This is a genomic window from Nocardia halotolerans, from assembly GCF_042650145.1.
Taxonomy (GTDB): Bacteria; Actinomycetota; Actinomycetes; order Mycobacteriales; family Mycobacteriaceae; genus Nocardia; species Nocardia halotolerans.
Genome location: NZ_JBHSDL010000014.1, coordinates 1,117,359 through 1,142,504, shown reverse-complemented (window position 1 = coordinate 1,142,504; position 25,146 = coordinate 1,117,359). Strand labels below are relative to the sequence as shown.

Genomic DNA, 25,146 nt, shown 5'->3' with positions numbered 1-25,146 from the left:
GTGGTACGGTTCACCCATCCTTTTGGGTGCTGCCGGGCGGTATGTCGAACGAATTTCGGGATGTCGGTCTACTTCAGGATGGCTGGATTATTGGATGACAGGCGGATCTGATGGCTAGGCAAGCGCGCGCGGAGATCACCCGCGACTCCGTCCTTGCTGGCGCTGCCGATGTCTTTCTCCGTTTGGGCTACGCCAACGCGAGCCTCAGCGAAATCATCGCGCAGTCCAATGTGACCAAGGGCGCCTTGTACTTTCACTTCGGCTCCAAAGAGGAGCTGGCGCGGGCGGTGGTCGACCAGGGCAACGAGCGACTCGTCGGATCCTGTCAGGGGTTCTTCGATTCCCGGGTGCCCGCACTGGAGGCGTGCATCGGCATCACCTACGTGGTGGCCGATCTGTCGATGAACGATCCGATGGTGGGGGCGATGCTCAAGCTCACCCATCAGATCGGCGACTATCGCGGCGCCCAGGGCGACAACATCGCCAAGACCTGGGGGGAGACCTACCGGTTGCTCTCCGAACGCGCGATCGCCCAGGGCGACCTGATCGGCGATCTCGACGCCGAGGTGGTGGGCCTGCTGTTGCAGGAACTCACCGCCGGTGTGCACATCGTGGCGGTCGGGACCGAGTCGATGGATCAGATGGCGGCGCGGATGGAGCGGGCCTGGTTCTTCCTGCTGCCCTCACTGGTGCCGCCGGAGAAACTGTCCTACTTCCGGGAGTTCGCCGCGCGCCGGTTGCGCCGCTACGTGCTGTAGTCAGACGCTGCGATCGGTGGCGAGTACGGCGCGCACGTCGGCCTCGGCACCGGTCGCCTCGATCTGCACCTCGTCGCGCCCGAAGGCGTGCAGCAGTAGTTCCGACGGCGCACCGGTGAGCACCACCTCGCTGCCCTGACTCCGGTGCGCGGTGGTCCGGCAGCCGTCCGGGGTGGCCAGGACGACGGGGACCGGCGACTTGCGATAGGCCGCGCGGGCGACGGTGCGCAGCGCGGTCCACAGCCGAGCCTGGTCGCGTTCGGCCAGAACCCTTGGCTGCCAATCCGGTTCGGCCCGGCGCACGTCTTCGTGGTGGACGAACATCTCGGTGAGGTTCACCACCGCGTCGACCGGGCGCAGCGGCGACCACCACGGCGGCCCCGTCCGGATCAGTTCGGTGAGCTCGCCGAAGGGCCGGCGGGCCAGCTCGGCCTGCTTGGTCTCGAGGTACCCGGCCAGCGGGCGGATCATGATGCCCAGCGACGCGTCGGGCCGGCGCTCGCGCACCACCAGGTGCGCGGCCAGGTCACGCACCGTCCAGGTGCCGCACAGGGTGGGGCCGTCGGGCCCGACCTCGGTCATCGTGTCCACCAGGGCGCGGCGTTCGCGTTGAGCCAGACTCACAGTTCGACCCTACGCCGCCGTCGCGGTGTGGATCGGGCTGCTCGGGACGTGTCGGACCCGGTGACTAGACTTCTCTACGGCTCGTCGACCAGTCCCGTCTGCGCATTCAGGAGCGAACATGTCCTCCCTTCGTCCTCCGCTCGCCGGTCTGGCCGAGGCGGCCGGGGGTGCTGCCGCGCTGCGTACCGTGGCCGACCTGGTCGGGAAGTCCGGAGTGGAGCTGGTCGCCCCGTCGGCGGTGCGCCCGTTCGTCGCGGGCACCGTCGCCGCGCAGCGGCCGCTGGTCGTGGTCACCGCGACCGGCCGCGAGGCCGACGACCTGACCGTGGAGCTGGCCGAGATGCTCGGCGATTCGGTGGCGATGTTCCCCTCCTGGGAGACCCTGCCGCACGAGCGGCTCTCGCCGGGCCCCGACACCGTGGGCCGCCGCCTCGAGGTGCTGCGCCGGCTCGCGCACCCCGAGGACACCGTGTACCCGGAGCCGTTGCGGGTGGTGGTCACCACCGTGCGCTCGCTGATGCAGCCGATGACGGCCGGGCTCGGCGACATCGAGCCGATCGTGCTGCGCGTCGGCGACGAATACGACTTCGACACCCTGCTCGCGCGGCTGGTGGAGTTCGCCTACACCCGCGTCGACATGGTGGGCAAACGCGGTGAGTTCGCCGTGCGCGGCGGCATTCTCGACCTGTTCCCGCCGACCGCGGATCATCCGGTGCGCGTGGAGTTCTGGGGCGACGAGGTCAGCGAGCTGCGCCCGTTCGCGGTGGCCGATCAGCGTTCGCTCAGCGAGCTCACCGCCGAAGTGGTCCTCGCGTCGCCGTGCCGGGAGCTGCTGCTCACCGCACCGGTACGCGAGCGCGCCGCCGCCGTCGCGGCCGACCATGCCGCCGACGCCGCCCTGGTCGAGATGCTGGACAAGATCGCCGAGGGGATCCCGGTCGACGGCATGGAAGCGCTGCTGCCGGTGCTGGCGCCGGGCAAGTTGAGCCTGCTCACCGAGGCGCTGCCCGCGGGCACCCATCTGCTGCTGTGCGACCCGGAGAAGATCCGCACCCGCGCCGCCGATCTGGTGCGCACCGGCGAGGAGTTCCTCGAAGCCTCCTGGACCGCGGCCTCGTTCGGCAGCGACGCGCCGCTGGGCGCGCACGGGCTCGACCTGGGCGCCTCCGGCTACCGCAGCCTGCCCCAATTGCGCACCAGCGCGGACGAACTCGCCCTGCCGTGGTGGACCCTGAGCCCGCTCAGTTCCGGTGACCCGGTCGAGGTGAACCTGCCGGTGCTCGCCGGACCCACCGCGCGCGGTTCCGAGGAACTGGTCGCCACCATCTTCGCCTCGCTACGCGCCCACGTGTCCACCGGCGGGCGCGCGGTGGTGGTGGTGACCGGCCACGGCACCGCCCAGCGCGTGCTGGAACGGCTCGGCGACGCCGAGGTGCCCGCTACCGCGCTGGCACCCGGCGCGATGCCCGAGCCCGGCGTGGTCGGCGTGCTGTGTGGTTCGCTGCACGACGGCCTGATCTTCGACGACGCCGGTCTGGTGGTGGTCGCCGAATCCGACCTCACCGGCAACCGGGTCACCGCGCCCAGCGAGGGCAAACGACTGCCGGCCAAGCGCCGCAACCAGGTGGACCCGCTGGCGCTGTCGGCCGGCGACATGGTGGTCCACGATCAGCACGGCATCGGCCGGTTCGTGGAGATGATCGAGCGCACCATCGGCGGCGCGCGCCGGGAGTACCTGGTGATCGAGTACGCGCCGAGCAAACGTGGTCAGCCCGGCGACCGGCTGTTCGTGCCGATGGAATCGCTGGATCAGCTCTCCCGCTACGTCGGCGGCGAGCTGCCCAGCCTGTCCAAGCTCGGCGGTTCGGACTGGGCGAACACCAAACGCAAGGCACGCAAGGCGGTTCGCGAGATCGCCGGGGAACTGGTGCAGCTCTACGCCGCCCGTCAGGCCGCGCCGGGGCACGCCTTCGCCCCGGACACGCCGTGGCAGCAGGAGATGGAGGACGCGTTCGCGTTCGTCGAGACCGTCGACCAGATGACCGCCATCACCGATGTGAAGTCCGATATGGAGAAGCCGGTTCCGATGGACCGCGTGGTCTGCGGCGACGTGGGCTACGGCAAGACCGAGATCGCCGTACGTGCCGCCTTCAAGGCGGTGCAGGACGGCAAGCAGGTGGTGGTGCTGGTGCCCACCACCCTGCTGGCCCAGCAGCATCTGCAGACCTTCACCGAGCGGGTCGCCGGGTTCCCGGTGACGGTGAAGGGACTGTCGCGGTTCACCGACACCACCGAGTCCAAGGAGATCCTGGCCGGGATGGCCGACGGGGAGGTCGACATCGTGGTCGGCACCCACCGGCTGCTCCAGACGGGGGTGCGGTGGAAGAACCTCGGCCTGGTGGTGGTCGACGAGGAGCAGCGCTTCGGTGTCGAGCACAAGGAACACATCAAGGCGTTGCGCACCCACGTCGACGTGCTCACCATGTCGGCCACCCCGATTCCGCGCACCCTGGAGATGAGCCTGGCGGGCATTCGCGAGATGTCGACCATCCTCACCCCGCCCGAGGAACGCCACCCCGTGCTCACCTATGTGGGCGCCTACAACGACAAGCAGGTCACCGCCGCCATCCGCCGCGAGCTGATGCGTGACGGCCAGGTGTTCTATGTGCACAACCGGGTGTCCTCGATCGACAAGGCGGCCAAGAAGATTCGCGACCTGGTGCCCGAGGCGCGGGTGGTGGTCGCGCACGGGCAGATGCACGAGGACCAGCTCGAGCGCACCGTGCAGGGCTTCTGGGAGCGCGAATACGACGTGCTGGTGTGCACCACGATCATCGAGACCGGCCTCGACATCTCCAACGCCAACACCCTGATCGTGGAGCGCGCCGATTCCCTGGGGCTTTCGCAGCTGCACCAGCTGCGTGGCCGGGTCGGGCGTTCCCGCGAGCGCGGTTACGCCTACTTCCTGTATCCGCCGGAGAAACCGCTCACCGAGACCGCCTACGACCGGCTCGCCACCATCGCGCAGAACTCCGACCTCGGCGCCGGTATGGCTGTGGCGATGAAGGACCTCGAGATCCGCGGCGCGGGCAATGTGCTCGGCGCCGAGCAGTCCGGTCATGTCGCCGGTGTCGGCTTCGACCTGTACGTGCGGCTGGTGGGTGAGGCGGTGGAGGCTTATCGCGCCGCCGCCGACGGCAAGCCGATCGTCACCGAGGAGAACAAGGAGGTGCGCATCGACCTGCCGGTGGACGCGCACATTCCACCGGACTACATCGCCAGCGACCGGCTGCGCCTCGAGGGTTATCGCAAACTGGCTGCCGCGCAGGACGACACGGCGCTGGCCGCGGTCATCGAGGAGCTCGTTGACCGGTACGGGCCGCTGCCGGTGGAGGTCGGCCGGCTGGTGTCGGTGGCCAAGCTGCGCCTGCTCGCCCGCGAATACGAGGTGTCCGAGATCGTGGTCACCGGGTCCACCCTCAAGATCGCGCCGCTGAACCTGCCCGACTCCAAGCAGATGCGGCTCAAGCGGATCTACCCCAGCGCCACCTACCGGCCGGCCAGCGGTCTGGTGCAGTTGCCGCTGCCCCGGATCACCGACAGCATCGGCGCCGACCGGGTGCGCGATGTGACGGTGCTGCAGTTCGTGGCGGACCTGCTGCTGGCCCTCGACGGGAAGCCGAAGGGGATGGTCGATCTCTCGGTGCCCACGGAAGCCACACTCTGATGGATCCGGGTGCGCGGGAAGCGGCTGATACCGCGGTGGTCGCGGCGGGTCTGGCCGACGCGGTCGAGGTGATGGACCGGTTGTGGCAGTTCGGTGGCTGGGAGCGGACCCAGACCCACGACTCGCTGCGCCCGTACCTGCTCGAGGAGACCTACGAGCTGCTCGACGCCATCCAGGCCGGCGACTACGAGACCATCAAAGAGGAACTGGGTGATCTGCTGCTGCAGGTGCTGTTCCATTCCCGGATCGCCGAAGCCGCAGGCGAATTCACCGTAGACGACGTGGCGGCGGCGCTGGTGGGCAAGCTCGTGCACCGCAGCCCGCACCTCGCCGGTGCCGAACTGCCCGACGGCGCTTCGGTGGCCGACAAGATCGCCGCGCAGGAAAAGGCTTGGGAGGAGCGCAAATCCGCGGAGAAGGCGCGTCGCTCCTGTCTCGACGGGATCGCGATGGCCCAGCCCGCACTCGCCCTGGCCGAGAAGATCCGGTCTCGCGGCAGCCGGGCCGGTCTGCCCGACGCGCTGGTGCCCGACAGCCTGCGCGTGATCGAACTGGGCGGTCCCGATTCCGCGGAGGAGCGTCTGCGCCAGGCCGCCGTCGCCTTCGCCGCGGCCGTTCGCGCCGCCGAGGACGCCGCCGAGGCCGACCGGGGCGCGCGCCTGCCGCTCGCGCCCACCGACTGGCACACCTACTGGCCGACCCAGCAATCCACCGGTTAATCATCGATCGGCTGAGACATTGCTGAGATCTGCGCGGACAATCACCTACGAGCCAGCGCGCAAGTGGCACACCGCTTTAGACTCGGAAGCGGGTCCGCCGTCCGCGGCGGCACACACGTGGTGTCCGACGATCGTCGAGGTGAGGTAGATGGCAACAGAAGTCGATCCGGCAGAACACGATGCGATGACCGAGCATCCCGAGCTCGACGTGTTGCCGGTATGGCCGCAGGAGACCATCGCGGTACTGGTCACCACCGATCCCGCCCCGCACGCGATTCCGGTCTCGTGGCCGGTGCGCGCCGGTGACCGGCGCATCCTCATCAGCCTGAAGTCCGACCGCGGCTCGCTGGCCCGGTTGCGGGCCCGGCCCGAGGTGGCGTTGCTGATCCTGGGCGGCGGCAATGTGGCGCTGTGCGCGCGGGGCCGGGCGACGGTGCGCGCCGATCAGATGCCGGGAGCCGACGATTACACCGCGGTGCAGATCGATGTCGACGTGATCGATGATCACCGCCAATCCGCGTTCGCCGTGGACCGCGGCATCCAGCGCACGGTCCTCGACGACACCGAACTGCGTGCCCTGGAGGGCCGGGTGGAAACCCTGCGCTCCTGGGCCGAGCACGAGCACTGATCATCATCCGGACAGAAGGGTTTTCATGAGCGTCACACTCGCCAAGGGCGGCAACGTCTCGCTGTCGAAGCAGAGCGACAATCTCACCAAGGTGGCGGTGGGGCTCGGCTGGGACGTGCGCACCACCACCGGCGCCGATCACGACCTCGACGCCAGCGCGCTGGCGACCGGCACCAATCTGAAGGTGCTCTCCGATCAGCACTTCGTCTTCTACAACAACCTGCGTTCGCCCGAGGGCACCATCGAGCACACCGGCGACAACCTGACCGGCGCGGGCGACGGTGACGACGAGGTGATCAACGTCGACCTGGCCGCCATGCCGCCGTCGATCACCAACATCTTCTTCCCGGTCTCCATCCACGACGCCCAGGCCCGCGGTCAGTCCTTCGGTCAGATCCGCAATGCCTACATCCGCGTCACCGACGAGAACACCGGCCTCGAGCTGGCTCGCTACGACCTGTCCGAGGACGCGTCGAGCGAGACGGCGATGGTCTTCGGCGAGTTGTACCGCCACAACGACGAGTGGAAGTTCCGGGCGATCGGCCAGGGCTACGCTTCCGGCCTCGCGGGGATCGCCCGCGATTACGGCGTGAACATCTGAGCTGTGTAGGTGTGGCCCCCAGCGGGGCCACCGGTCAGCCCCGCCGCCGACGATCTCCTCGTGAACGCGGCGGCGGCTGACCGGTCGCTACATCTGTTCGCCGCGCTACCTCCGGGCCGGGTGCGGCCGCGGGCCGTGGCCGGGAATCATCCCGCTTGGGTGGCGGGAACGCGGCGCGGATCCGTGACGCCCGCGTAGTCGAGCAGGCTGAAGTACTTGCGCAGCATCAGCGCCGCGGTGGTGGCCAGCCCGGCCGTCAGACCCCACCACACGCCCGCCGCGCCCAGGTTCAGCGGGAACGCGAACAGCAGCGCCGCCGGGAGACCGACGCCCCAGTAGCCGACCAGCGAGAGCCGGAAGCCCGCCGAGGTCTGCTTCAGACCACGCAGTAGGCCGGTGCCGATGTTCTGGGCGGCGTCGAAGAACTGCAGCACGATGCCGATCAGTAACAGGGTGTGCGCGATCGCCACCGTGTCGGTGTCGCTCGCGTCGAGGAACGGCGCGAGCACCAGGTCCGGGGCGAGCGCGTAGACCACGCCGGTGACCGCGGCCAGCACCGCGGCGTGGCGCAGCGCCAGCCAGGCCAGCGCCTTGGCCCGGTCGACCTCCTCGCGCGCGACCGAGTGACTGACCAGGATCGACGCACCGTGCGAGAGGCCGATCGCGACCTGGAACACGATGTAGATGATCTGGTACACCACATTGTGCGCGGCCAGCGCGGCCGGTCCGAAACTGCCCATCACCAGCGCCAGCACCGAGAACATGCCCGCCTCGGAACCGTAGGTCAGGGCGATGGGGGTGCCCAGGCGCAACTCGTCGCGCACGATCGACCAGCGCACCGGCCACGGCGTGCTGGGCAGGGTGGCGCCGAGTTGTTCGTCGTGGCGCACCATCGCCCAGAACACGCCGAAGGTGATCAGGAAGACCAGTGAGGTGGCGATACCGATACCGGTCAGCCCGAACGCGGGCAGCCCCGCCCAGCCGTGCATGAAGGTGAGCGCGAGCACCAGGTTCAGCGCCACCGAACCCAGTGTCACCAGCAGCAGAGCCTGCGGACGTTGCAGGCCGACGCTGTACTGGCGCAGCACCTGGAACCACAGGCACGGCAACAGGCCCGGCGCCAGCGCGAGCATCATCGGCCGGGCCAGCTCCAGCACGGCCGCGTCCTGCCCCAGCCACGACAGCGCCCACCCCAGCCCGATCAGCAGCGCCCCGCCGAGCAGGCCCGCGATGGTGGCGATCACGAAAGCCGCGCGCACCACCCCGCGCACCTCGTCGTCGGCGGATTCACCGCGCTTACCGGCCGCGCCGAGGGCACCGGCGATCTGGTTGCCGGTCCCGGTGATCAGCCCGACGCACATCGTGCGGATCTGGTTGAACAGCACCAGCGCCAGCCCACCGGCGGCGACCTCGGCGACACCGAGTGTGCCCATCAGCACGAGATTGGTGGTCGATACCGCGATCTGCGCCAGTTGCGTCAACGCGATCGGCGTCGCCAACCTGGCCAGTGCGGTGTTGTCGGCTCCGGTGCGGATCACGCCGCCGCTCCGTAGCGGGCCGGCTGCTCATGTGGCGCGTTCGCGCTCACCTGACCTCCATCAGTTCGTCGTGGTGCCGCAGCGGGGAGTACCGCCGCAGCAGGGTGGTGACCTCGCATTCGGCGGCCGGGTCGAGCAGGTCGCGCGCGCTCATCCAGTCGTCGTCGAACACGGTGTCCAGGTATTTCTCGCCACCGTCGCACACGATGGTGACCACGGTGGACCCGGCCGGGAATTCCTCGAGCCGTGCCAGGGCATTGTGCACCGAACCGCCCGCCGAACCGCCGAGCAGCAGACCGTGTGTCCGGGCGACGGCGCGCGCGGTGGCGAAGGCGTCGACGTCACCGACCTTCACGCCTTCGTCGAGCAGGCTGTAGTCGACCGCGGTGCCGATGGTCGCGCCGGGCGGGGTCCCGGTGCCGGACTGCCAGTACGGGCCGCCCGGCCCGCCGAACGCGATGGAACCCACCGGTTCGACACCGATCACCCTGGCCGGTTTGCCGAGCTCACGTAACCGGGTCGCCGTCCCGAACAGGGAGCCACCGGTACCCACCGCCGAGAGCAGAATATCGACTCGTTCCACCTCGTCCAGCAACTCCTCGGCCACCGCGTAGTAGCCGACGGCATTGGCGTTGTTGTTGTGCTGTTCGGTGAAGAAGGCGTCGTCGCGGGCGGCGGCCATCGCCTCGGCGAGGTCCTCTCGTGCCGAGGTGGCCAGCTCACCGTCGCCGTCGTCGGCGACGAACACCAGGTCGGTGCCCATGGCCCGCATCGCGCGCAATTTGTCCTTACATGCGTGGTTGTCGACCACGGCGGTGAACCGATAGCCACGTTCGGCCGCGACCACCGCCAAGCCGAGCCCGGTGTTACCGGACGTCGACTCGATGATATGCCCGCCATCGCGCAGCAAACCCCGCCGCTCGGCGTCGAGCACCATCGAACGGGCCATTCTGATCTTGGCGGCACCGGTCGGATTGAACTGTTCGAGCTTGAGCAGCAGCCGGGTGCCGGTATCGGTGACGGCGAGCTCGAACAGGGGAGTGCGGCCGATCAGATCCGTCACGCGCGTGACGAGAGCCATGGGGGGTTCCTCCATCGGGTATGGATCAGCGGGAAGTGGCGTCGAGGGTCCAGCGCAACCGGTCGGCGTGCTCGCGCACCACGACCTTCGGTGGCAGCGGGAGTTCGTGGAACGGTGATTCGTTGGAGTCCATCTGGTACCCGGCGGTGTTCGGGTAGACGAGCAGGTCGCCGATCCGCGCGCGACGTGGCAGCGGGATGCGCCGCCTGCTCAGCAGGTCGGATTCCAGGCAGGTGGCGGCGCCCACACAGGTCGGGGTCGGTCGACCCGAACGTGCGGGCCACAGCATCGGGTCGGGCAGGTATTCACTGCCGAACCACTGCTCGGACAGGCTCAGGCTGGTGCCGTCGACGGTGACAATGTCGTACGGATCATCCTGTGCTGTGCGGGCTTTCACACCCTGCACGCCGAATACGGAACTGCCTGCCCGGTCCAGCAGGGCGCGGCCGGGCTCCACGGCCAGCCGGATCGCGTTCTCGCGCAGGAGTTCGGCCAGGCCATTGTGTGCGAGGACGGCATCGAGCATGGCCGCACCGGGGGTCGGGAAGTGGTAGGGGTAGTAGTCGTCGGCAGGCGCGCTTCCGTGGAACCACCTGTCGCTGAGCCCCTCTCGAAACAGCGCCCAGGATTCGGCGTCGAGATAGTCGACACCGAAACCGCCACCGATCGAGATGATGTCGGCCGGATGGCCACCGGCCCGTGCCCGCCGACAGTGGCCCACCAATACGGCCGCCTGTTCGGCACGGGCCACCGCGTCGTAGCCGGACAGGTGGAAACTGAAGCCCGACAACGTGATCGAGCTGCCTGCGCCGATCGCCTGAATGGACTGCTTCAGTTCCATACGGTCGAGGCCGAACCGGCTCGTCACCCCCTCCGGCAGGATTCGCAGCAAGACCCGGGCGCGCAAGTCGAGGGCAGTGAGCCGGTCCAGCTCGTCGATCGCGTCGATCGCGATCAGTGCCCGGTGCCGCGCCGCGAGCCACAGCAGCTCATCGGATTTCGCCGGCCCGGTTACCATCAGGTCCTCGCCGCGCACACCCTGACCCAATGCCGCGGTCAGCTCGCCGGTGCTCGCGACATCGACACCCGCACCGGCCTCAGCGCAGGTCCGCACCACACACCCCGCCTTGTTCGCCTTCTTGCCGAAATAGATGAACCCATCGACACCGGCAGCGCGGAACGACTGCTGAAAAGCGCTGATATTCCGGGCAACTCGTTCCGGGAACAGCACATGGAACGGGCCGCCCACCGCCTCGGCGATATCCCGGAGCAGCAGCGGATCAGCGAGCAGCCGACGCTCCACCGCGTCGGTGAGCGCGGGCATCGGCGGTGCGCAATGCGGTGGTCGATCGTTGCCGGCCGGCGTCAGGGCGGTCGGCTCGGTGCCGGCGCGAGCGTCGCCGGTGCGGGTTCGGCCGGGCGGCTCGGCGCCGCCGGCAACATCGGTGCCGCCCACGGGCAGCGGCCCGACGGGATTCGTCGTCGGGCCCGGCTGCGAAGTGGGTCCGGCAGTGTGGGCCTCGGCCGATGCCGTGCCGACTGCGTCACCGGGGCGATCACCTAGTCCCACAGTGGCACCTCGGTACCGCGACCCTCGGCGATCGCCCTGGCCGCCAACGCATGCGCGACCGCGATATCGGTGAGCACCAGCCCGCTGTTGTAGACGAAGATCTTCTCGTCCTCGCTGCGGCGGGCCACGGCGGTGCGGGTGAGCACCTGCGGTAGTTCGGCGTCGACCGGGCGCAGTGTGCCGTCGGGGCCCGCCATGTCGGTGCCGGTCAACGCCATCTGCGCGGCGCTGGTGGCGAGCACCCGGTCGGCTTCGGCGAGGGTCGACGGTGCCAGCCCGTAGCCGACGAGTACCGCCACCGAACCCGGTGCCAGATGCTCGGACTCGAGGGCGATCTCGGTGCCGGGTCCGGCCGTCGCCAGCACCACATCGGCACCGGCGGCCGCCGCATACGGGTCGTCCACCTGCTCGAGCAGCGCGTGCGGTACCTGTTCGGCCAGCTGCGCGCGCACGGCTGCCAACCCCTCGGGGTGGGTGCCGTAGACCATCAGCTTGCGCAACTGCGGATTCACCGCCAGCAGGTGCGGCAGCGCGTTGCGGCCCTGCGTGCCGGTGCCGATGAGCAGTGCGCTCTCGGCCCCGCGCCGCACCGTCTCGCGCACCAGCAGCGCCGAGACCGCGGGTGTGCGCAGCGCGCCCACCCTGGCGCAGTCCATCATGGCGATCGGGGCGCCGGTGGTGTCGTCGTAGAGCGTGATGGTGGTGTAGTACCGCTTGGTGCTGCGGTCGTGTCCCGGGTCGAACTTGTAGGAGGTCTTCATCGCCACCACGCGACGCCGGCCGTCGCGACCGAGCATCGCGTAGGACACCGAGGAGCCGCCCGGATCGGCGACGCTCAGTTTGCGCGGGTTGTCGGATTCACCCGCGGCGAAGGCGAGATAGGCCTCTTCGACGGCTCGTACGACTTCGACCGGGGTGATCGGCACGTCGGCCAGATCGCGGCGCGAGAGCACCCGGAGCGGAATACTGCGGTCACGGTTGTTCAACGGATCCTCGTTCATCTGCCCTGCCCTGCTCTGCTGTCCGATCGATGCTCGCCCGGAACGGCGCGACCACCCTTTGCCCGTACCCATTCTCGGACGCTTCCTGCGCACGGCGGCGACGTTCGGGCAGGCGGATGTTGATGCGTTTGAGCCAGCGGTCCGTGCCGTCGTAGCGGGCGCGGAACGGAACCCGCCCGTGCACCGCCACGTCGTTGTCGATCAGCAGGATCTCCCCGGGCGCCAGCGCCGGCGCGTGGCAGACCCGGGCGAGCTCGGCGGTGAGCCGGGCATAAGCGGCTCGGTACGCCGGGTCGGCGTCGTCGATGGGGGTGTAGGCGGGGTCGTAACGCACTGTCACACAGCCTGATTCGTCTGTCCACAGGGTGGGTAAGGGAAGTGCGGGTTGATCGAAGCCGGTGCCGTAGGACACGTCGGGCAGGATCGGCACCGTGGGAGTGGCGAGGGTCAACAGCTCCGATTCGGCGAGCTGCGTCTGGCGTACCGAGGAGATGGTGGTGGCGACGCGATCCGGGTTGCGCACGCACGTCAGCATCAGCAGATTCGCGCGTTCGAAATGGAAGGCGTCCTCGGTGTGCGGACTGAGCAGGGTGGAACTGCTGGCGCCGGACTGCTCGTCCTCGTGGCCCACCGCGGGCACGATGTTGTTGACCAGTCTGCCGTTCTGCTGCCCCTGCCAGCCGAACGGTTCGCCCGCGCACCGGGCGAGCAGCATCAGCACGATGTCGAGTTCGAGCGAGCCGGAGTGCGCGGGGTCGGCCGCGCCGGTAGCGGCCTCGTGCCAATGTGGCGGTGTGGGGCCGAATTCGGCGTCGGTGACCGGCAGGCCGCGCAGTACCGTGGCTCCGGCGTCGGTGGCGGGTGGGCGCACGGCGTGTCGCACGGAGCTGGGTAATTCGCCTGCGCGCTGCTCGATCCGGTCGATCAGTGCCGGGTCGTGCAGTGTGGTGGTGTGGAGTGTGTCACCTAGTCGGTGGCGGATGTCGGTCGCGAGCGCGCGGACAGCCAGGGCGGCGCCGGGGTCGAGCTCGCGGTGTTCGATGTCGTGCAGGTGAAGCGTTATACGTTCGGACAGAACGCCTTTCACCGGCCATCCCTTCTTCGCATCGGTCGAACGCGGGTGGTTGGAGACTCGATGAGCGAAGGTAATGCCTGATATCTATTTAGGCAAGACTTACCTAATATGCGTGCATGGCAAATAGCCTATGTATATAACCCGGATTTCTACCCGAAGCCGTGGCGGCCGCGCTGATCGGGGTGGGTGCGCCGGTGGCACAGAACGGTCTCGCTCGAAAAGAAGCCCACCACCCGGCCACTGTTTTAGGCTAGCCTCGCCTAGTTTGCGGTGCCCGGAAAGGGGTTCGGCGCCCGCCGCTCGAGGAGGAAACACGATGGGTTTCACACGCAGGCAGCTACTCCGGTCCGGCATCGGGCTCACCGCCGTGCTGCTGGCCGCGGCATGCACCGGCGACCAGGACTCCGACGGCCCGGCCACCGAAGGCGGCACCCTGCGGGTGGGCGCGCTCGGCACCGCCGCCCGCAGCGAACGAGATCCGCACGCCAACCTCAGCAACGACAGCGACTTCCTGATCGCCTCGCTCGTCTACGACGCTCTCACCGTGCCCGGCGACGACCCGAACGTCGCCCCGCGACTGGCCTCGCACTGGGAAGCCGACGCCGACAACCGCCGCTGGACCTTCACCATCGCCGAGGGCGCGAAATTCCACAACGGCACTCCGGTCACCGCCGACGACGTGGTGTGGTCGATGCGGCGGCTGCGCTCGGTCGGCGGCGCGTCGAAGATGCCGGTCGCCGAGAACGACATCGTCGCCGACGGCTCGAACCGAGTGGTGTTCACCGTGCCGGCACCCAACACCCAGCTGCCGCTGCTGCTTCGGCTGATGACCTTCACCGTCCCGCAGGGCACCACCGACTTCACCGCCGCGATCGGCACCGGTCCGTTCCGGCTCGAGTCCTACCAGGGCGGCAACGCCCGCCTGGTGCGCAACGAGCACTGGCACGGCACCCCACCACTGCTCGACGCCATCGAAGTGACCATGTTCGACAGCGTCACCGCACTGGGCAATGCGGCCCTGGGCGGCCAGATCGACCTCGCCTCCAATGTCGGTGCCATCGCCGGGCGCACCGCCGCCGGGCGCGGCGACCTACAGGTGATCCGCCGCGCGAACGACACCATGCTGGGCGTGGCGATGCGCGCGGCCGACGGCCCCTTCGCCGATGCCCGGGTGCGTACCGCGCTGCGCCTGGGCGTGGACCGCCGCGCCCTGGTCGACCAGGTGCACTCCGGCTACGGCACCGTCGCCGCCGACGTACTCGGCACCGCCGACCCCCTCTACGACACCGCGCTGCGCCGCGACCGCGACATCGACCGCGCGAAAACGCTGCTGCGCGAAGCGAAGTTCGACACCGGCCGCAGCTACCCCATCGTGACCAAGGCCGAGGTGCCGGGCGAGGTGGAATCGGCGAGGGTGCTGGCCACTCAGCTCGCCGAGATCGGTGTCCGGCTCGACGTCGAAGTGGTCGAATCCGCCGCCTTCTACGACCGGACCTGGTTGAACGCACCGCTGTACACGGTGTCGTGGGGCACCAACGATTCGGTGCTGTTCCTGGCCGACAAGCTGATGACCTCGGCGTCCAATCGCAACGAAACCGCTTTCCGTGACCCGGAATTCGACGCCGCCACCGCGAAAGCCCTGGCCGTCACCGGCGACGAGTACGCCGCCGCGCTCACGGAGATCCAGCGCATCGAATTCGACCGCGGCGGCTACCTGGTGTGGGGCATGGCCGACGGCGTCGACATCGCCGCCGCCTCGGTTCGCGGCCTGCCGACCCTGGGCGGCTTCGCCCGCGTCCAGCTGGAACGCGCCTGGCTGGCGTGAACGCCGTGACCACCTTCGCCCTGCCGGTGCTGCGCCGCGTCGCCCTGCTGGTGAGCTTGCTGGCCATCGTGTTCGTGGCGGTGGACCTGCTGCCCGGCAGTGCGGCCCGCTCGGCGCTGGGCCGCGAAGCCGGGCAGGCCGAGCTCACGGCCAAAGAACACGAGCTCGGCCTGGATCGCGCGCTGCCGGTGCAGTTCTGGCACTGGCTCACCGGCGTACTGACCGGTGATCTCGGGCAGAGCGCGCGCGGCAACTCGATCGGGGCGATGCTGGCCGACAAGTTCCCGCAGACCCTGCTGCTCGGCGGGCTCGCGCTGCTGCTCACCGTGGTGCTGTCGCTGGGGCTGGGCTGCTGGTGGGCGATGCGGCCCACCGCGCTCGGCTCCCGAATTCTGCAACCCACCAGCACCATCGCCGTCGCCGTTCCCGAATTCGTGTGCGGCACTGTGCTGATCCTGATCTTCTCGCTGGCAACCGGCTGGCTGCCCGCGGTCACCATTACCGACCGGTCCGGTTTCCCTGCGGGCCCGGAGATGCTGGTGCTGCCGGTGCTGGCCCTGGCGATACCGCAGATCGGCTGGAACACCCGGGTGGTGCGCTCGGCGTTGCTCGATGTCGCGGCGGCCCCTCACGTGCACAGCGCTGTCCTCGACGGACTCCCCACCCACACCGTCCTGTTCCGCCACATGCTGCCCTTCGCCGCCCCGGCCATCGTCGCCGGCTACGCCACCTCCGTCGGCATGCTCTTCGGTGGTGCCCTGGTGGTGGAGACCCTGTTCAACTACCCCGGCGTCGGCGCCGTCCTCGCGGGCTCGGTCGCCGACCGCGACACCGCCACCGTCGCCGCGGTGGTAGCCCTCACCGCCATCGTCATCATGGTGCTCCTCGCCGCCGCCGACTTCGTCCGCACCTGGGCCGCCCGAGGTGCCCGATGACCCCCACCACCCATCCCACCGACCCCCATCACACACCACTGGCGACTCCAACCCACGCCGCCGAACCAGCCACACCACTGGAGGTCGCGTGACGCACTCACCCCAGCCGCCGGACCAAGATCATCAGGCTCTGATGGCGAATCGGTCTCGGGCGATGTTTACATCAGAGCCTGGTGGACGCATGCCCAAGTGGGGTCGGGTGTGGTGGCGGTGGTTGGTGGGTGTGGGTGTGGGGGTTGTTGTTGTGGTGGGGGTGGTGGGGCCTTTGGTGGTGCCGGGGGCGGGGGAGCGGGCGGTGGGGATGCCGTTTGCGGGGCCGGGTGGGGGTGCGGTGCTCGGGACGGATCGGCTCGGGCGGGATGTGCTGAGTTTGTTGCTCACCGGTGGTGCGCAGTTGCTGGTGGTCGCGGCGGTTATCGCGGTGGCGGTGACGGTGTTGTCCGCGGTCCTGGGGGCGGTGGCGGCGGTGCGACCGCGGGCGGGTGCGGCCATCGAACTCGGTGGCGACCTGGTGATCCTGCTGCCCGCGGTGCTCGGCATCCTGCTGGTGCTCACCGCATGGCCGCAGGGTGGGGTGGCGGCCCTGATCGCGGTCTCGCTGCTGTTCGGCGTGCCCTACTGTGCGCGGATCTTCGCCGCCGCGGCCGCGAGGATCGCCGCCACCGGGTACGTCGAAGCCGCCGTGGCGAGCGGTGAGTCACTGCCCCACTTGGTGTTCCGCGAGATCCTGCCCAACCTGCGTTCGATCTTCACCACCCAGCTCGGCCTGCGTTTCGTCGTCGCCATCTACCTGGTGAGCACGGTCTCCTTCCTCGGCGTCCCCGCCCTCGGCGCCGACAACTGGGCACTCATGGTCCGCGACAACGCCTCCGGCCTGCTCCTCAACCCCGGGGCGGTACTGGCCCCGAGCGCCGCCATCGCCATCGTCGCGGTGGGTGTGAACCTGGTCGTCACGACCCCCACCCGCCGCACCCGACCCGCCGCCGGACGCACTGCTGCCCTCGTTGACTCGGCGGGAGTCGCCGGACGCGTTGCCGGCCCTGACGCGGTTGTCGATGTGGGCGATCCCGCGGTGGTGGAGGGGCTGTCGGTGGTCGCGGACAGCGGGGCGGTGTTGCTCGCGCCGCTGTCGTTCCGGTTGAAGGCGGGAACGGTGACCGCGCTGACCGGGGCGTCGGGGGCGGGGAAGTCGACGGCCATGCGGGCATTGCTCGGGGACGTGCCGCCCGGCGCCGGCCGAGTCGGTGACGTACTGGTCGCCGGGCAGGATGTGTTCGCCCTCGACGCCGGTGCGCTGCGCACCTTCCGCCGGGAGCGGGTCGCCTATGTCGGACAGGACCCGGGTTCGGAACTGAACCCGCTGCTGCGGGTCCGCACCCTGCTCGCCGAAGCCGCGCCCAGTACTTCCGATTCCGAGCGTCGAGCCGTCCTCGATCTGGTCGGCCTCGACCACACCTTCCTGCGCCGCCGCTGTGGCCGTCTCTCCGGCGGTCAGCAACGCCGGGTCGCCCTCGCCCGCGCTGTCCTGCGCCGGCCCTCGGTCCTGATCCTCGACGAACCACTGGCGGGCCTGCACGGCGCCTTGCGTACCGAAATCGCCCGCCTGATAGCCGACCTCGCCGTCACCGAGTCCACCGCGGTCCTGCTCTCCGGCCACGACACCGCCACCGTCCACGCCATCGCCGACGCGGTTGTGGAGGTGCATCCACCGACCATCCCGGCGACGAACGGCAAACCGCCGACTCGCACCACTCCCGGTGCGGTCCTCGACCAGCCGCGCTCGGAAACCACCGCTCCAGAGACCGGTTTCACCTTGCAGGCCAAGGGGATCAGCGTCGAGGTGGACGACCATCGCATCCTCGCCGACGTGGACCTCGATGTGGGCGCGGGTGCCGCACTCGCGGTGGTCGGCCCGTCGGGTGCGGGAAAGACCACTCTCGCGCGGGTGATCGCCGGTCTGCACACCGCCACGGACGGGACGCTCGAACTGCGAGGCACGAGCATCCCGGTACGGCGGCGACGGCGGATCAAGGCCGCGCCGAACGGTATTCAGCTGGTCACCCAGAATCCGCTCGCCGCGTTGAATCCGCATCGCACCGTCGGACAGACGCTGGCGCGCCCCCTGCGCCGGATCGCCCGCGTTCCCGGACCAGAGGTCGGTGCGCGGGTCGAATCCCTGCTGGCCGATGTCGACCTTCCCGCCGACTTCGCCACCCGTCATCCCGGCGAACTCTCCGGCGGTCAACGTCAGCGCGTGGCGCTGGCCAGAGCTCTCGCCGCCGAGCCGGCCGTGTTGATCTGCGACGAGATCACCACCGCCCTGGACGCCACCACCGCCGCCGCCATCATGTCCCTGCTCGATCGCCTGCGCGCCGAACACGGCACCGCACTGCTGATGATCAGCCACGACATGGCCCTGGTGACCAGGCACTGCACCGAACTACTGGTGCTCGATCACGGCCGAGTGGTCGAAACCGGCTCTCCGGAAGCGGTTCTCGCCGCACCGAGCCATCAGGCCACCGCAGACCTGATCGGCTGAGCCGACAACCGCTCGCGGCCGCGATCCTCGTCGGCTCGTACGCCGCAACCGAGGTCCCAGGCCGCTGGTGTGCATCTACGAGGCCCAATTCGTCGAAGCCGCGGCAGTCGGGCGGATCACACCGGACATGGTGCTGGCGTACCCGACGCCGACCGTCAGCGCCGCTCCGGTGACTCACGGCGCGACAGTGGTTTCGGTTACGGCCCGTGCGCCCCGAAAGCGTGAGATCTTCTGGCCGTTGCACCCACTTGCCTTCATGGATTTGTCGGGGCCGCGGTGCAGGTCCTCGGCAGGACCACCGTGCTCGGCCTCGCGGACTTCGGTGCATGCACGACCGTTTCAGGCAGCCGGCGGCGAATGCTCCAGCGCCCACGCGCAGATCGCGGCCAACGGCGTCTCCAGAGACTTGCCGAGTTCGGTGAGCGCGTACTCGACGTGTTGCGGGGCGGAGGTCTTGTACACGTGTCGCACGATCAGCCCGTCGGCCTCCATCCCGCGCAGGGTCTCGGTCAGGACTTTCTGGGTGATGCCGGGCAGCCGATCCCGGAGCCGGGCCGGGCGGTGCGGGCCGTCCAGGAGGGCGTAGATCAGCAGGATGCGCCATTTGGCGGCCAGCCGCTCGAGCGCCTGTCTGGTCGCGCACGACTCGACGAGCACATCCGGCACCGACACCGCCATCGTTTCCTCCGTCTTCGGAAGGGCACCGTGAAGTGCCTTCTACCGATACTCGTCACCGCAGCCTACGGTCGTGTCGAGGCGCGGCGCGCGGGTTTCCACTCGTCCGGGCTCCTTTCACCGCAACGGAAGGTCCATTCCTGTGACGAACGAAGTACAAGTCACGACAGTCGAATCGGTTCGGTTCACTTTCACCCGCGACGGCGATCAGCTCGTCGGTTCGCTCTACCTGCCCGAGCATCCACCGACCGCTGTCGTGGTCACCACCGGTCCGCTCACCTCGGTCAAGGAGCAGGCAGCCGGGGTCTACGCCGAAGCGCTGGCGCGGCGCGGATTCGCGGCGCTGGCCTTCGATCACCGTACCTTCGGCGAAAGTGCGGGCACACCAAGGCAGTTGGAGGACCCGCTGGGCAAAGCGGCCGATATCGGTGCCGCGATCTCGGCGCTGGGTGAGGACGCGCGGCTGGCCGGAACGCCGATCGTCGCCCTCGGCGTGTGCGCCGGTGCGGGGTACATGGCTCGCGCGGTCGCCGACGACGCGCGGATCCAGGCTTTCGCCGGGGTGGCCGGGGTGTACCCGGACACGGCGTCGGCGCCGCCGGATCCGGCCGTGATCGAACGGGGTCGTCGCGCCGGGCAACGACGTCTCGCGACCGGCGAGGCCGAGACGATCCCCGCGGTGTCACCGGACGGCGGTGGCGATGTGGCGATGCCGCTGGTCGAGGCCTACGAGTACTACGGCACCGCGCGCGGGGCCGTTCCCAATTACACGAACGGCTTCGCGGTCGAGTCCTACGAACACTCGCCCGGTTTCGATGCCAGGGAAGCAGCTGCCCGGCTGACCGTCCCGTTCCTGTTGGTCCATTCCGAGAACGCTCTCGTGCCCGCCTGGGCGCGCGGGTTCGCCGCCGCGGTGACCTCACCGAAGTCGCAGCTGTGGTTGGAGTCGGCCGGTCAGATCGACTTCTACGACGATCCGCGGCTGATCGAGCCCGCCGCCGACGCCGCGGCCGAGTTGTTCCGGGCGACGGTCGGCTGAGCGTCGCGGCTCGGCGCCGGCGGGGGCGCGCGCCGCTCGGGCGGCCCCGGTTCGGATCCCACCGGCGCAGCTGAGAAGTCGCTGTGAGATGTGCGGAAACCGCGTCCGATCTGGATGATTGAAAAGGTGTCAGTGCAAAAAGTCGGCGTGCTCGCCGCAGTGGCGGTCGGTGCGTTGCTCGCGGGGTGTAGTTCGCTCGCGCCGGTCCCCGAGGACATGCCGCCGGGCCCGGGCGTCCCGCTGCCCGTGATCGACGTGGAGGCGCCGGGACGCGCGGCCGAGCAGCTGCGCGGATGGGCCGACGAGCAGTCCCGTGCGGTCGGTATCGAACCGGTGGCGCTCGAGGCCTACGGGTACGCCGCCGCGGTGCTGGCGAAGTCGCGGCCCGATTGCGGGATCGCCTGGACCACCATCGCCGGGATCGCCAGCGTGGAGAGCGCGCACGGCACCCACCGCGGCTCCGGCATCGATGCCGACGGCGTGGTGCGCCCGGCCATCATCGGCGTCGCACTCGACGGCACCAGCGGCAACGCCGACATCCGCGACACCGACGGCGGCCGCCTCGACGGCGACACCACCTATGACCGCGCCGTCGGACCACTGCAGTTCATCCCCGAGACCTGGCAGCGCTGGGGCGTCGACGCCAACGGCGACGGCGTGGTCGACCCCCAGAACATCGACGACGCCGCGCTCACCGCCGCCCGCTATCTGTGCACCCGCGGCGGTAACCTGACCTCGGCCGATGGCTGGCAGCGGGCCCTGTTCGCCTACAACCAGTCGAACAAGTACATGCATGTGGTGCGTGATCGGGCCGCGGCGTACAGCATCGGGCGCCGCGCCTAGTTCCCGAGTGCCCGGAGTGCCGGTTACTGACCACCCCGCCGAGACGATAGGCTCGTCAGCGCACGGGCCAAGCCGTGAGACATAACCGTGCCTTTCCGTCGTAAGGAGTCGTTTTCGTGGCCATCATCGAACAGGTCGGAGCTCGCGAGATTCTGGATTCGCGCGGCAATCCCACTGTCGAGGTCGAGATCGCCCTCGACGACGGCACCCTGACCAGGGCTGACGTGCCCTCGGGCGCGTCCACCGGTGAGCACGAGGCCGTGGAGCTGCGTGACGGTGGCGACCGTTACGGCGGCAAGGGTGTCAGCAAGGCCGTCGAGGGTGTGCTCGACGAGATCGGGCCCGCCATCATCGGCCTCGACGCCGTGGAGCAGCGCACCGTCGACCAGGTCCTGCTGGACCTGGACGGCACCCCCGACAAGTCCCGCCTCGGCGCGAACGCCCTGCTGGGTGTGTCGCTGGCCGTGGCCCGTGGTGCGGCCGAGTCCTCGGGGCTCGAGCTGTTCCGCTACCTGGGCGGCCCGAACGCCCACGTGCTGCCGGTGCCGATGATGAACATCCTCAACGGTGGCGCGCACGCCGACACCGGCGTGGACGTGCAGGAGTTCATGGTCGCCCCGATCGGCGCGCCCACCTTCCGCGAGGCACTGCGCTGGGGTACCGAGGTGTACCACTCGCTGAAGTCGGTGCTCAAGAGCAAGGGCCTGGCCACCGGTCTCGGTGACGAGGGCGGTTTCGCCCCCGATGTCGCCGGTACCAAGGAAGCGCTCGACCTGATCAGCATCGCCATCGAGAAGGCCGGGTACAAGCTGGGCACCGATGTGGCGCTGGCGCTCGACGTCGCCGCGACCGAGTTCTACACCGCCGGAACGGGTTACAAGTTCGAGGGCAAGGTACGCACGGCCGAGGAGATGGGCCAGTTCTACGCCGAACTGCTCACCCAGTACCCGCTGGTCTCCATCGAGGACCCGCTGTCGGAAGACGACTGGGACGGCTGGGTCGCGCTCACCGACGCCATCGGCGACAAGGTGCAGCTCGTCGGTGACGACCTGTTCGTCACCAACCCCGAGCGCCTCGAAGAGGGCATCGCCAAGGGCGCGGCCAACGCGCTGCTGGTGAAGGTCAATCAGATCGGGACCCTGACCGAGACCCTCGACGCGGTCGAGCTGGCCCACCGCAACGGCTACAAGACCATGATGTCGCACCGTTCGGGCGAGACCGAGGACACCACCATCGCCGACCTCGCGGTCGCGGTCGGTTCGGGTCAGATCAAGACCGGCGCCCCCGCGCGTTCGGAGCGCGTCGCCAAGTACAACCAGCTGCTGCGCATCGAGGACGCCCTCGGCGACTCGGCTCGCTACGCCGGCGACGTGGCCTTCCCGAGGTTCACCGGCGAGTTCTGACAGCACCAGTGGAGATGACGGGGCGGTAGCGAATGAGCGAGCGACGTGCGCGTGGCACCAGTCCGGGTGGACGAGGTGACCGCCGCACGTCGCGGACCGCACGCTCTCGCCCCAGTCATCTCGACACCCGTGGTCGCCCCGCCGCGACCAAACGCACCACCCGGCGCAAGCCCGGCACCGCCGCGACCAAGCGCAAACCCAGCGGCAAGCTGGCACGCAGCGAACACACCATCCTCGGTCTCTCGACCGGGAAGGCCGTGATCCTGGCGGCCGTGCTCTGCGGGCTGGCGCTCACCCTGGCGGTGCCGACGCGCACCTACTTCAGTCAGCGCGCCGAGGCCGCCGCCCTGGCCGAGGAGCGCGCCGAACTCGAAGCCGACCTGGCGGCCCTGCGCGACCGCCGGGCCAAACAGCAGGACCCGGCCTACATCCGCTCCCAGGGCCGCGAACGTCTGCGCCTGGTGATGCCCGGCGAAACCCCCTACATCGTGCAGGTCCCCGGCATCGAGGCGCCCGCGCCGCCGCCGATGAGCACCCGCACCGCGGCGCCCGACCCCTGGTACACCGACCTGTGGCGCAGCATTTCCGAACCAGCTCCGGAAGGACCAAGGTGACCGCACCGAACGAGCGCGACCTCGAGATCATCGCCCAGCAGTTGGGCCGTGAGCCGCGCGGTGTCCTCGCCATCGCCTACCGCACCCCGGACGGCCTGCCCGCCGTGGTGAAGACCGCGCCGCGCCTGCCCGACGGCACCCCGTTCCCCACCCTCTACTACCTGACCGACCCGCGCCTGACCGCGGAGGCGAGCAGGCAGGAATCGGCCGGGGTGATGCGGGAGATGACCGAACGTCTCGCCACCGACCCCGAGGTGGCCGCCGCCTACCGCGCCGCGCACGAGAGCTACCTCGCCGAACGCGACGAGATCGAGTCCCTCGGTACCGATTTCAGCGGCGGCGGGATGCCCGACCGGGTGAAGTGCCTGCACGTGCTGATCGCGCATTCACTGGCCAAGGGGCCGGGCGTGAACCCGTTCGGGGACGAGTCCGTGGCGCTGGCCGCCGACGCCGGGTTGCGCGGTACCGCCATTCCCGCCGACTGGCCGACTGCCCGTACATCCGACGAACCGGCCTGAGAATTGGCTGCCTGCCGACCTGACTGAGTGTCCGCCGGCCTGACTGAGTGTCCGCCGGCCTGACTGAGTGTCCGTCGGCCTGACTGGCTGCCGGCCTGACTGACTGGCTGCCGGCCTGACTGGCTGCCCGTCGGCCCGACTGATTGCCCGTCGGCCTGACTGACTGCCTGCCGGCCTGGCTGACTGCCCGTCGGCCCGACTGACTGCCAGCCTGACTGCCCGTCGGCTTGACTGAACGCCCGCCGACGTGTGCGCCCGGAGGTTCGGCGGGTCTGCTCGTCGGCTGCCGCATGCGCTCGCGGGTTCGGCGGTTCGGTCCGGCCCTGGGCGGGCATACACACGCCGAGGTCCGGCGTACAGCGCAGCCCGCCCCATGGGCCGCGCTGTCACGATCCTGGCTGCTCGGCCCGCCGAGGGTGGCGAGCAGGCATAATCGCGGTCAGCAACCGGTCGAGACCTGGAGGAATACTCATGAGCGAGCGCATCGCCGCAGTGGACTGCGGCACCAACTCGATCCGTCTGCTGATCTCCGAAGTGGGCGCCGACGGTGGGCTCACCGATGTGCACCGCGAGATGCGCATCGTGCGGCTCGGCCAGGGTGTGGACGCCACCGGCCGGCTCGCTCCCGAGGCGATCGAACGCACTCGCGCCGCGCTGGTCGAATACGTGGATGTAATGCTGGCGCAAGGAGTTTCGCGAGTGCGCATGGTGGCCACCTCGGCCACCCGCGATGCCGAGAACCGCGACGACTTCTTCTCGATGACCCGCACCGAACTGGGGCGTGTGGTCGAAGGCGCGGTCGCCGAAGTGATCACCGGTGACGAGGAGGCCCGCCTTTCCTTCGCCGGCGCTGTGGGTGAATTGTCCGCCGACGCGGGGCCTTTCGTCGTCGTCGATCTCGGTGGCGGCTCCACCGAACTGGTCGTCGGCGACGAAAACGGTGTGCAGGCCGCCCATTCCGCCGATATCGGCTGCGTACGCATCACCGAACGGTGCCTCCCCGGCAACCCGCCGACCGCCGGAGAAATCTCCGCGGCACGCGAATTCGCCCAGCACAAGCTCGACGAAGCCTTCACGAAGGTCCCCGTCGACAAGGTGCGCACCTGGGTCGGTGTGGCGGGCACCATGACCACCATCACCGCCGTCGCCCTCGACCTGCCCGAATACGACGCGGCGCGAGTGCATCTCACCCGCCTGAGCCTCGACGCAGTCCATCAGGTGTGTGACCGCCTGGTCGCCATGAACCACGACGAACGCGCCGCCCTCGGCCCCATGCACCCCGGCCGCGTAGATGTCATCGGCGGTGGCGCGGTGATCACCGAAGTGCTGGCCGACGAACTGGCCGCCCGAGCCGGAGTCACCGAACTCGTCGTCAGCGAACACGACATCCTCGACGGCATCGCGATGTCGATCGCGCGTTGAGCGCCCCGCCC

The 25,146-nt window shown here is 69.5% G+C and carries 21 protein-coding genes; 14 read left to right on the top strand and 7 right to left on the bottom strand.

Features of this window, described 5'->3' with window-relative positions; translation table 11 throughout:
• Positions 1 to 110 precede the first annotated feature (110 nt).
• Entirely contained in the window at positions 111 to 758 is a 648-nt protein-coding gene (locus ACFO5K_RS15880; RefSeq protein ID WP_378562535.1) for a TetR family transcriptional regulator, read from the top strand.
• Here ACFO5K_RS15880 and ACFO5K_RS15875 read toward each other — a convergent pair whose 3' ends face one another.
• On the bottom strand, positions 759 to 1,382 hold the full coding sequence (locus ACFO5K_RS15875) for a TIGR03085 family metal-binding protein (protein WP_378562532.1): 624 nt from the start codon (positions 1,380 to 1,382) through the stop codon (positions 759 to 761).
• A gap of 118 nt (positions 1,383 to 1,500) precedes the next feature.
• Between ACFO5K_RS15875 and mfd the strand changes: the two genes are divergently transcribed.
• The 4 genes from mfd to ACFO5K_RS15855 all read left to right on the top strand — a co-directional run bounded on the left by mfd (position 1,501) and on the right by ACFO5K_RS15855 (position 7,057).
• Entirely contained in the window at positions 1,501 to 5,109 is a 3,609-nt protein-coding gene (mfd, locus tag ACFO5K_RS15870) for a transcription-repair coupling factor (RefSeq protein ID WP_378562529.1), read from the top strand.
• Entirely contained in the window at positions 5,109 to 5,828 is a 720-nt protein-coding gene (locus tag ACFO5K_RS15865) for a MazG family protein (protein WP_378562526.1), read from the top strand. Before mfd ends, ACFO5K_RS15865 begins: the two co-directional genes overlap by 1 nt.
• Positions 5,829 to 5,976: 148 nt before the next feature.
• Positions 5,977 to 6,456 carry a hypothetical protein gene (locus ACFO5K_RS15860; protein ID WP_378562524.1) on the top strand — a complete coding sequence of 160 codons (480 nt, stop codon included), beginning with the start codon at positions 5,977 to 5,979 and terminating at the stop codon, positions 6,454 to 6,456.
• 25 nt (positions 6,457 to 6,481) lie between these two features.
• Positions 6,482 to 7,057, top strand: coding sequence for a TerD family protein (locus ACFO5K_RS15855; protein ID WP_378562521.1), 576 nt, complete (start codon positions 6,482 to 6,484; stop codon positions 7,055 to 7,057).
• A 146-nt stretch (positions 7,058 to 7,203) separates the two neighbouring features.
• On the opposite strand, the gene ACFO5K_RS15850 is transcribed toward ACFO5K_RS15855, so the two are convergent.
• From ACFO5K_RS15850 to ACFO5K_RS15830, 5 genes are read right to left on the bottom strand one after another with little or no spacing between them, the layout of a single operon-like run.
• Complete coding sequence (locus ACFO5K_RS15850; RefSeq protein ID WP_378562518.1) at positions 7,204 to 8,595, bottom strand: MATE family efflux transporter; 1,392 nt, start codon at positions 8,593 to 8,595, stop codon at positions 7,204 to 7,206.
• A 46-nt stretch (positions 8,596 to 8,641) separates the two neighbouring features.
• Complete coding sequence (locus tag ACFO5K_RS15845; RefSeq protein WP_378562515.1) at positions 8,642 to 9,676, bottom strand: PLP-dependent cysteine synthase family protein; 1,035 nt, start codon at positions 9,674 to 9,676, stop codon at positions 8,642 to 8,644.
• Between the two features lie 25 nt (positions 9,677 to 9,701).
• The gene (locus ACFO5K_RS15840; protein ID WP_378562512.1) at positions 9,702 to 11,246 is read right to left on the bottom strand and encodes an alanine racemase; all 1,545 of its coding nucleotides are present in this window, start codon (positions 11,244 to 11,246) and stop codon (positions 9,702 to 9,704) included.
• Positions 11,237 to 12,247 carry an ornithine cyclodeaminase family protein gene (locus tag ACFO5K_RS15835; protein WP_378562509.1) on the bottom strand — a complete coding sequence of 337 codons (1,011 nt, stop codon included), beginning with the start codon at positions 12,245 to 12,247 and terminating at the stop codon, positions 11,237 to 11,239. The genes ACFO5K_RS15840 and ACFO5K_RS15835 overlap by 10 nt, the downstream gene beginning before the upstream one ends.
• Positions 12,219 to 13,334 carry a TauD/TfdA family dioxygenase gene (locus tag ACFO5K_RS15830; RefSeq protein WP_378562506.1) on the bottom strand — a complete coding sequence of 372 codons (1,116 nt, stop codon included), beginning with the start codon at positions 13,332 to 13,334 and terminating at the stop codon, positions 12,219 to 12,221. Before ACFO5K_RS15830 ends, ACFO5K_RS15835 begins: the two co-directional genes overlap by 29 nt.
• Before the next feature lie 304 nt (positions 13,335 to 13,638).
• Here ACFO5K_RS15830 and ACFO5K_RS15825 point away from each other — a divergent pair, with 304 nt between their 5' ends.
• The 3 genes from ACFO5K_RS15825 (at position 13,639) to ACFO5K_RS15815 (ending at position 18,621) form a co-directional block, all read left to right on the top strand.
• A complete protein-coding gene (locus ACFO5K_RS15825; protein WP_378562503.1) occupies positions 13,639 to 15,147 on the top strand; it encodes an ABC transporter substrate-binding protein in 1,509 nt (502 codons plus the stop codon).
• Positions 15,148 to 15,152: 5 nt separating this feature from the next.
• Positions 15,153 to 16,082, top strand: a complete 930-nt coding sequence (locus ACFO5K_RS15820; RefSeq protein WP_378562500.1) for an ABC transporter permease — start codon at positions 15,153 to 15,155, stop codon at positions 16,080 to 16,082.
• A 181-nt stretch (positions 16,083 to 16,263) separates the two neighbouring features.
• On the top strand, positions 16,264 to 18,621 hold the full coding sequence (locus ACFO5K_RS15815) for an ABC transporter ATP-binding protein/permease (protein ID WP_378562497.1): 2,358 nt from the start codon (positions 16,264 to 16,266) through the stop codon (positions 18,619 to 18,621).
• Between the two features lie 339 nt (positions 18,622 to 18,960).
• Here the strand turns inward: ACFO5K_RS15815 and ACFO5K_RS15810 are convergent, their stop codons facing one another.
• Positions 18,961 to 19,299, bottom strand: coding sequence for a winged helix-turn-helix transcriptional regulator (locus ACFO5K_RS15810; RefSeq protein ID WP_378562494.1), 339 nt, complete (start codon positions 19,297 to 19,299; stop codon positions 18,961 to 18,963).
• Between the two features lie 139 nt (positions 19,300 to 19,438).
• Between ACFO5K_RS15810 and ACFO5K_RS15805 the strand changes: the two genes are divergently transcribed.
• From ACFO5K_RS15805 to ACFO5K_RS15780, 6 genes are all read left to right on the top strand, one after another.
• A complete protein-coding gene (locus ACFO5K_RS15805) occupies positions 19,439 to 20,335 on the top strand; it encodes an alpha/beta hydrolase (protein ID WP_378562491.1) in 897 nt (298 codons plus the stop codon).
• A 114-nt stretch (positions 20,336 to 20,449) separates the two neighbouring features.
• Positions 20,450 to 21,178: a lytic transglycosylase domain-containing protein gene (locus tag ACFO5K_RS15800; protein WP_378562488.1), complete on the top strand. Its 729-nt coding sequence runs from the start codon at positions 20,450 to 20,452 to the stop codon at positions 21,176 to 21,178.
• A gap of 116 nt (positions 21,179 to 21,294) precedes the next feature.
• Positions 21,295 to 22,581, top strand: coding sequence for a phosphopyruvate hydratase (gene eno / locus ACFO5K_RS15795; protein WP_378562485.1), 1,287 nt, complete (start codon positions 21,295 to 21,297; stop codon positions 22,579 to 22,581).
• A 32-nt stretch (positions 22,582 to 22,613) separates the two neighbouring features.
• Entirely contained in the window at positions 22,614 to 23,195 is a 582-nt protein-coding gene (locus tag ACFO5K_RS15790; RefSeq protein WP_378562482.1) for an FtsB family cell division protein, read from the top strand.
• Entirely contained in the window at positions 23,192 to 23,713 is a 522-nt protein-coding gene (locus tag ACFO5K_RS15785) for a DUF501 domain-containing protein (RefSeq protein WP_378562479.1), read from the top strand. Before ACFO5K_RS15790 ends, ACFO5K_RS15785 begins: the two co-directional genes overlap by 4 nt.
• A 471-nt stretch (positions 23,714 to 24,184) precedes the next feature.
• A complete protein-coding gene (locus tag ACFO5K_RS15780; protein ID WP_378562476.1) occupies positions 24,185 to 25,135 on the top strand; it encodes a Ppx/GppA phosphatase family protein in 951 nt (316 codons plus the stop codon).
• The last annotated feature ends 11 nt before the right edge of the window (positions 25,136 to 25,146 follow it).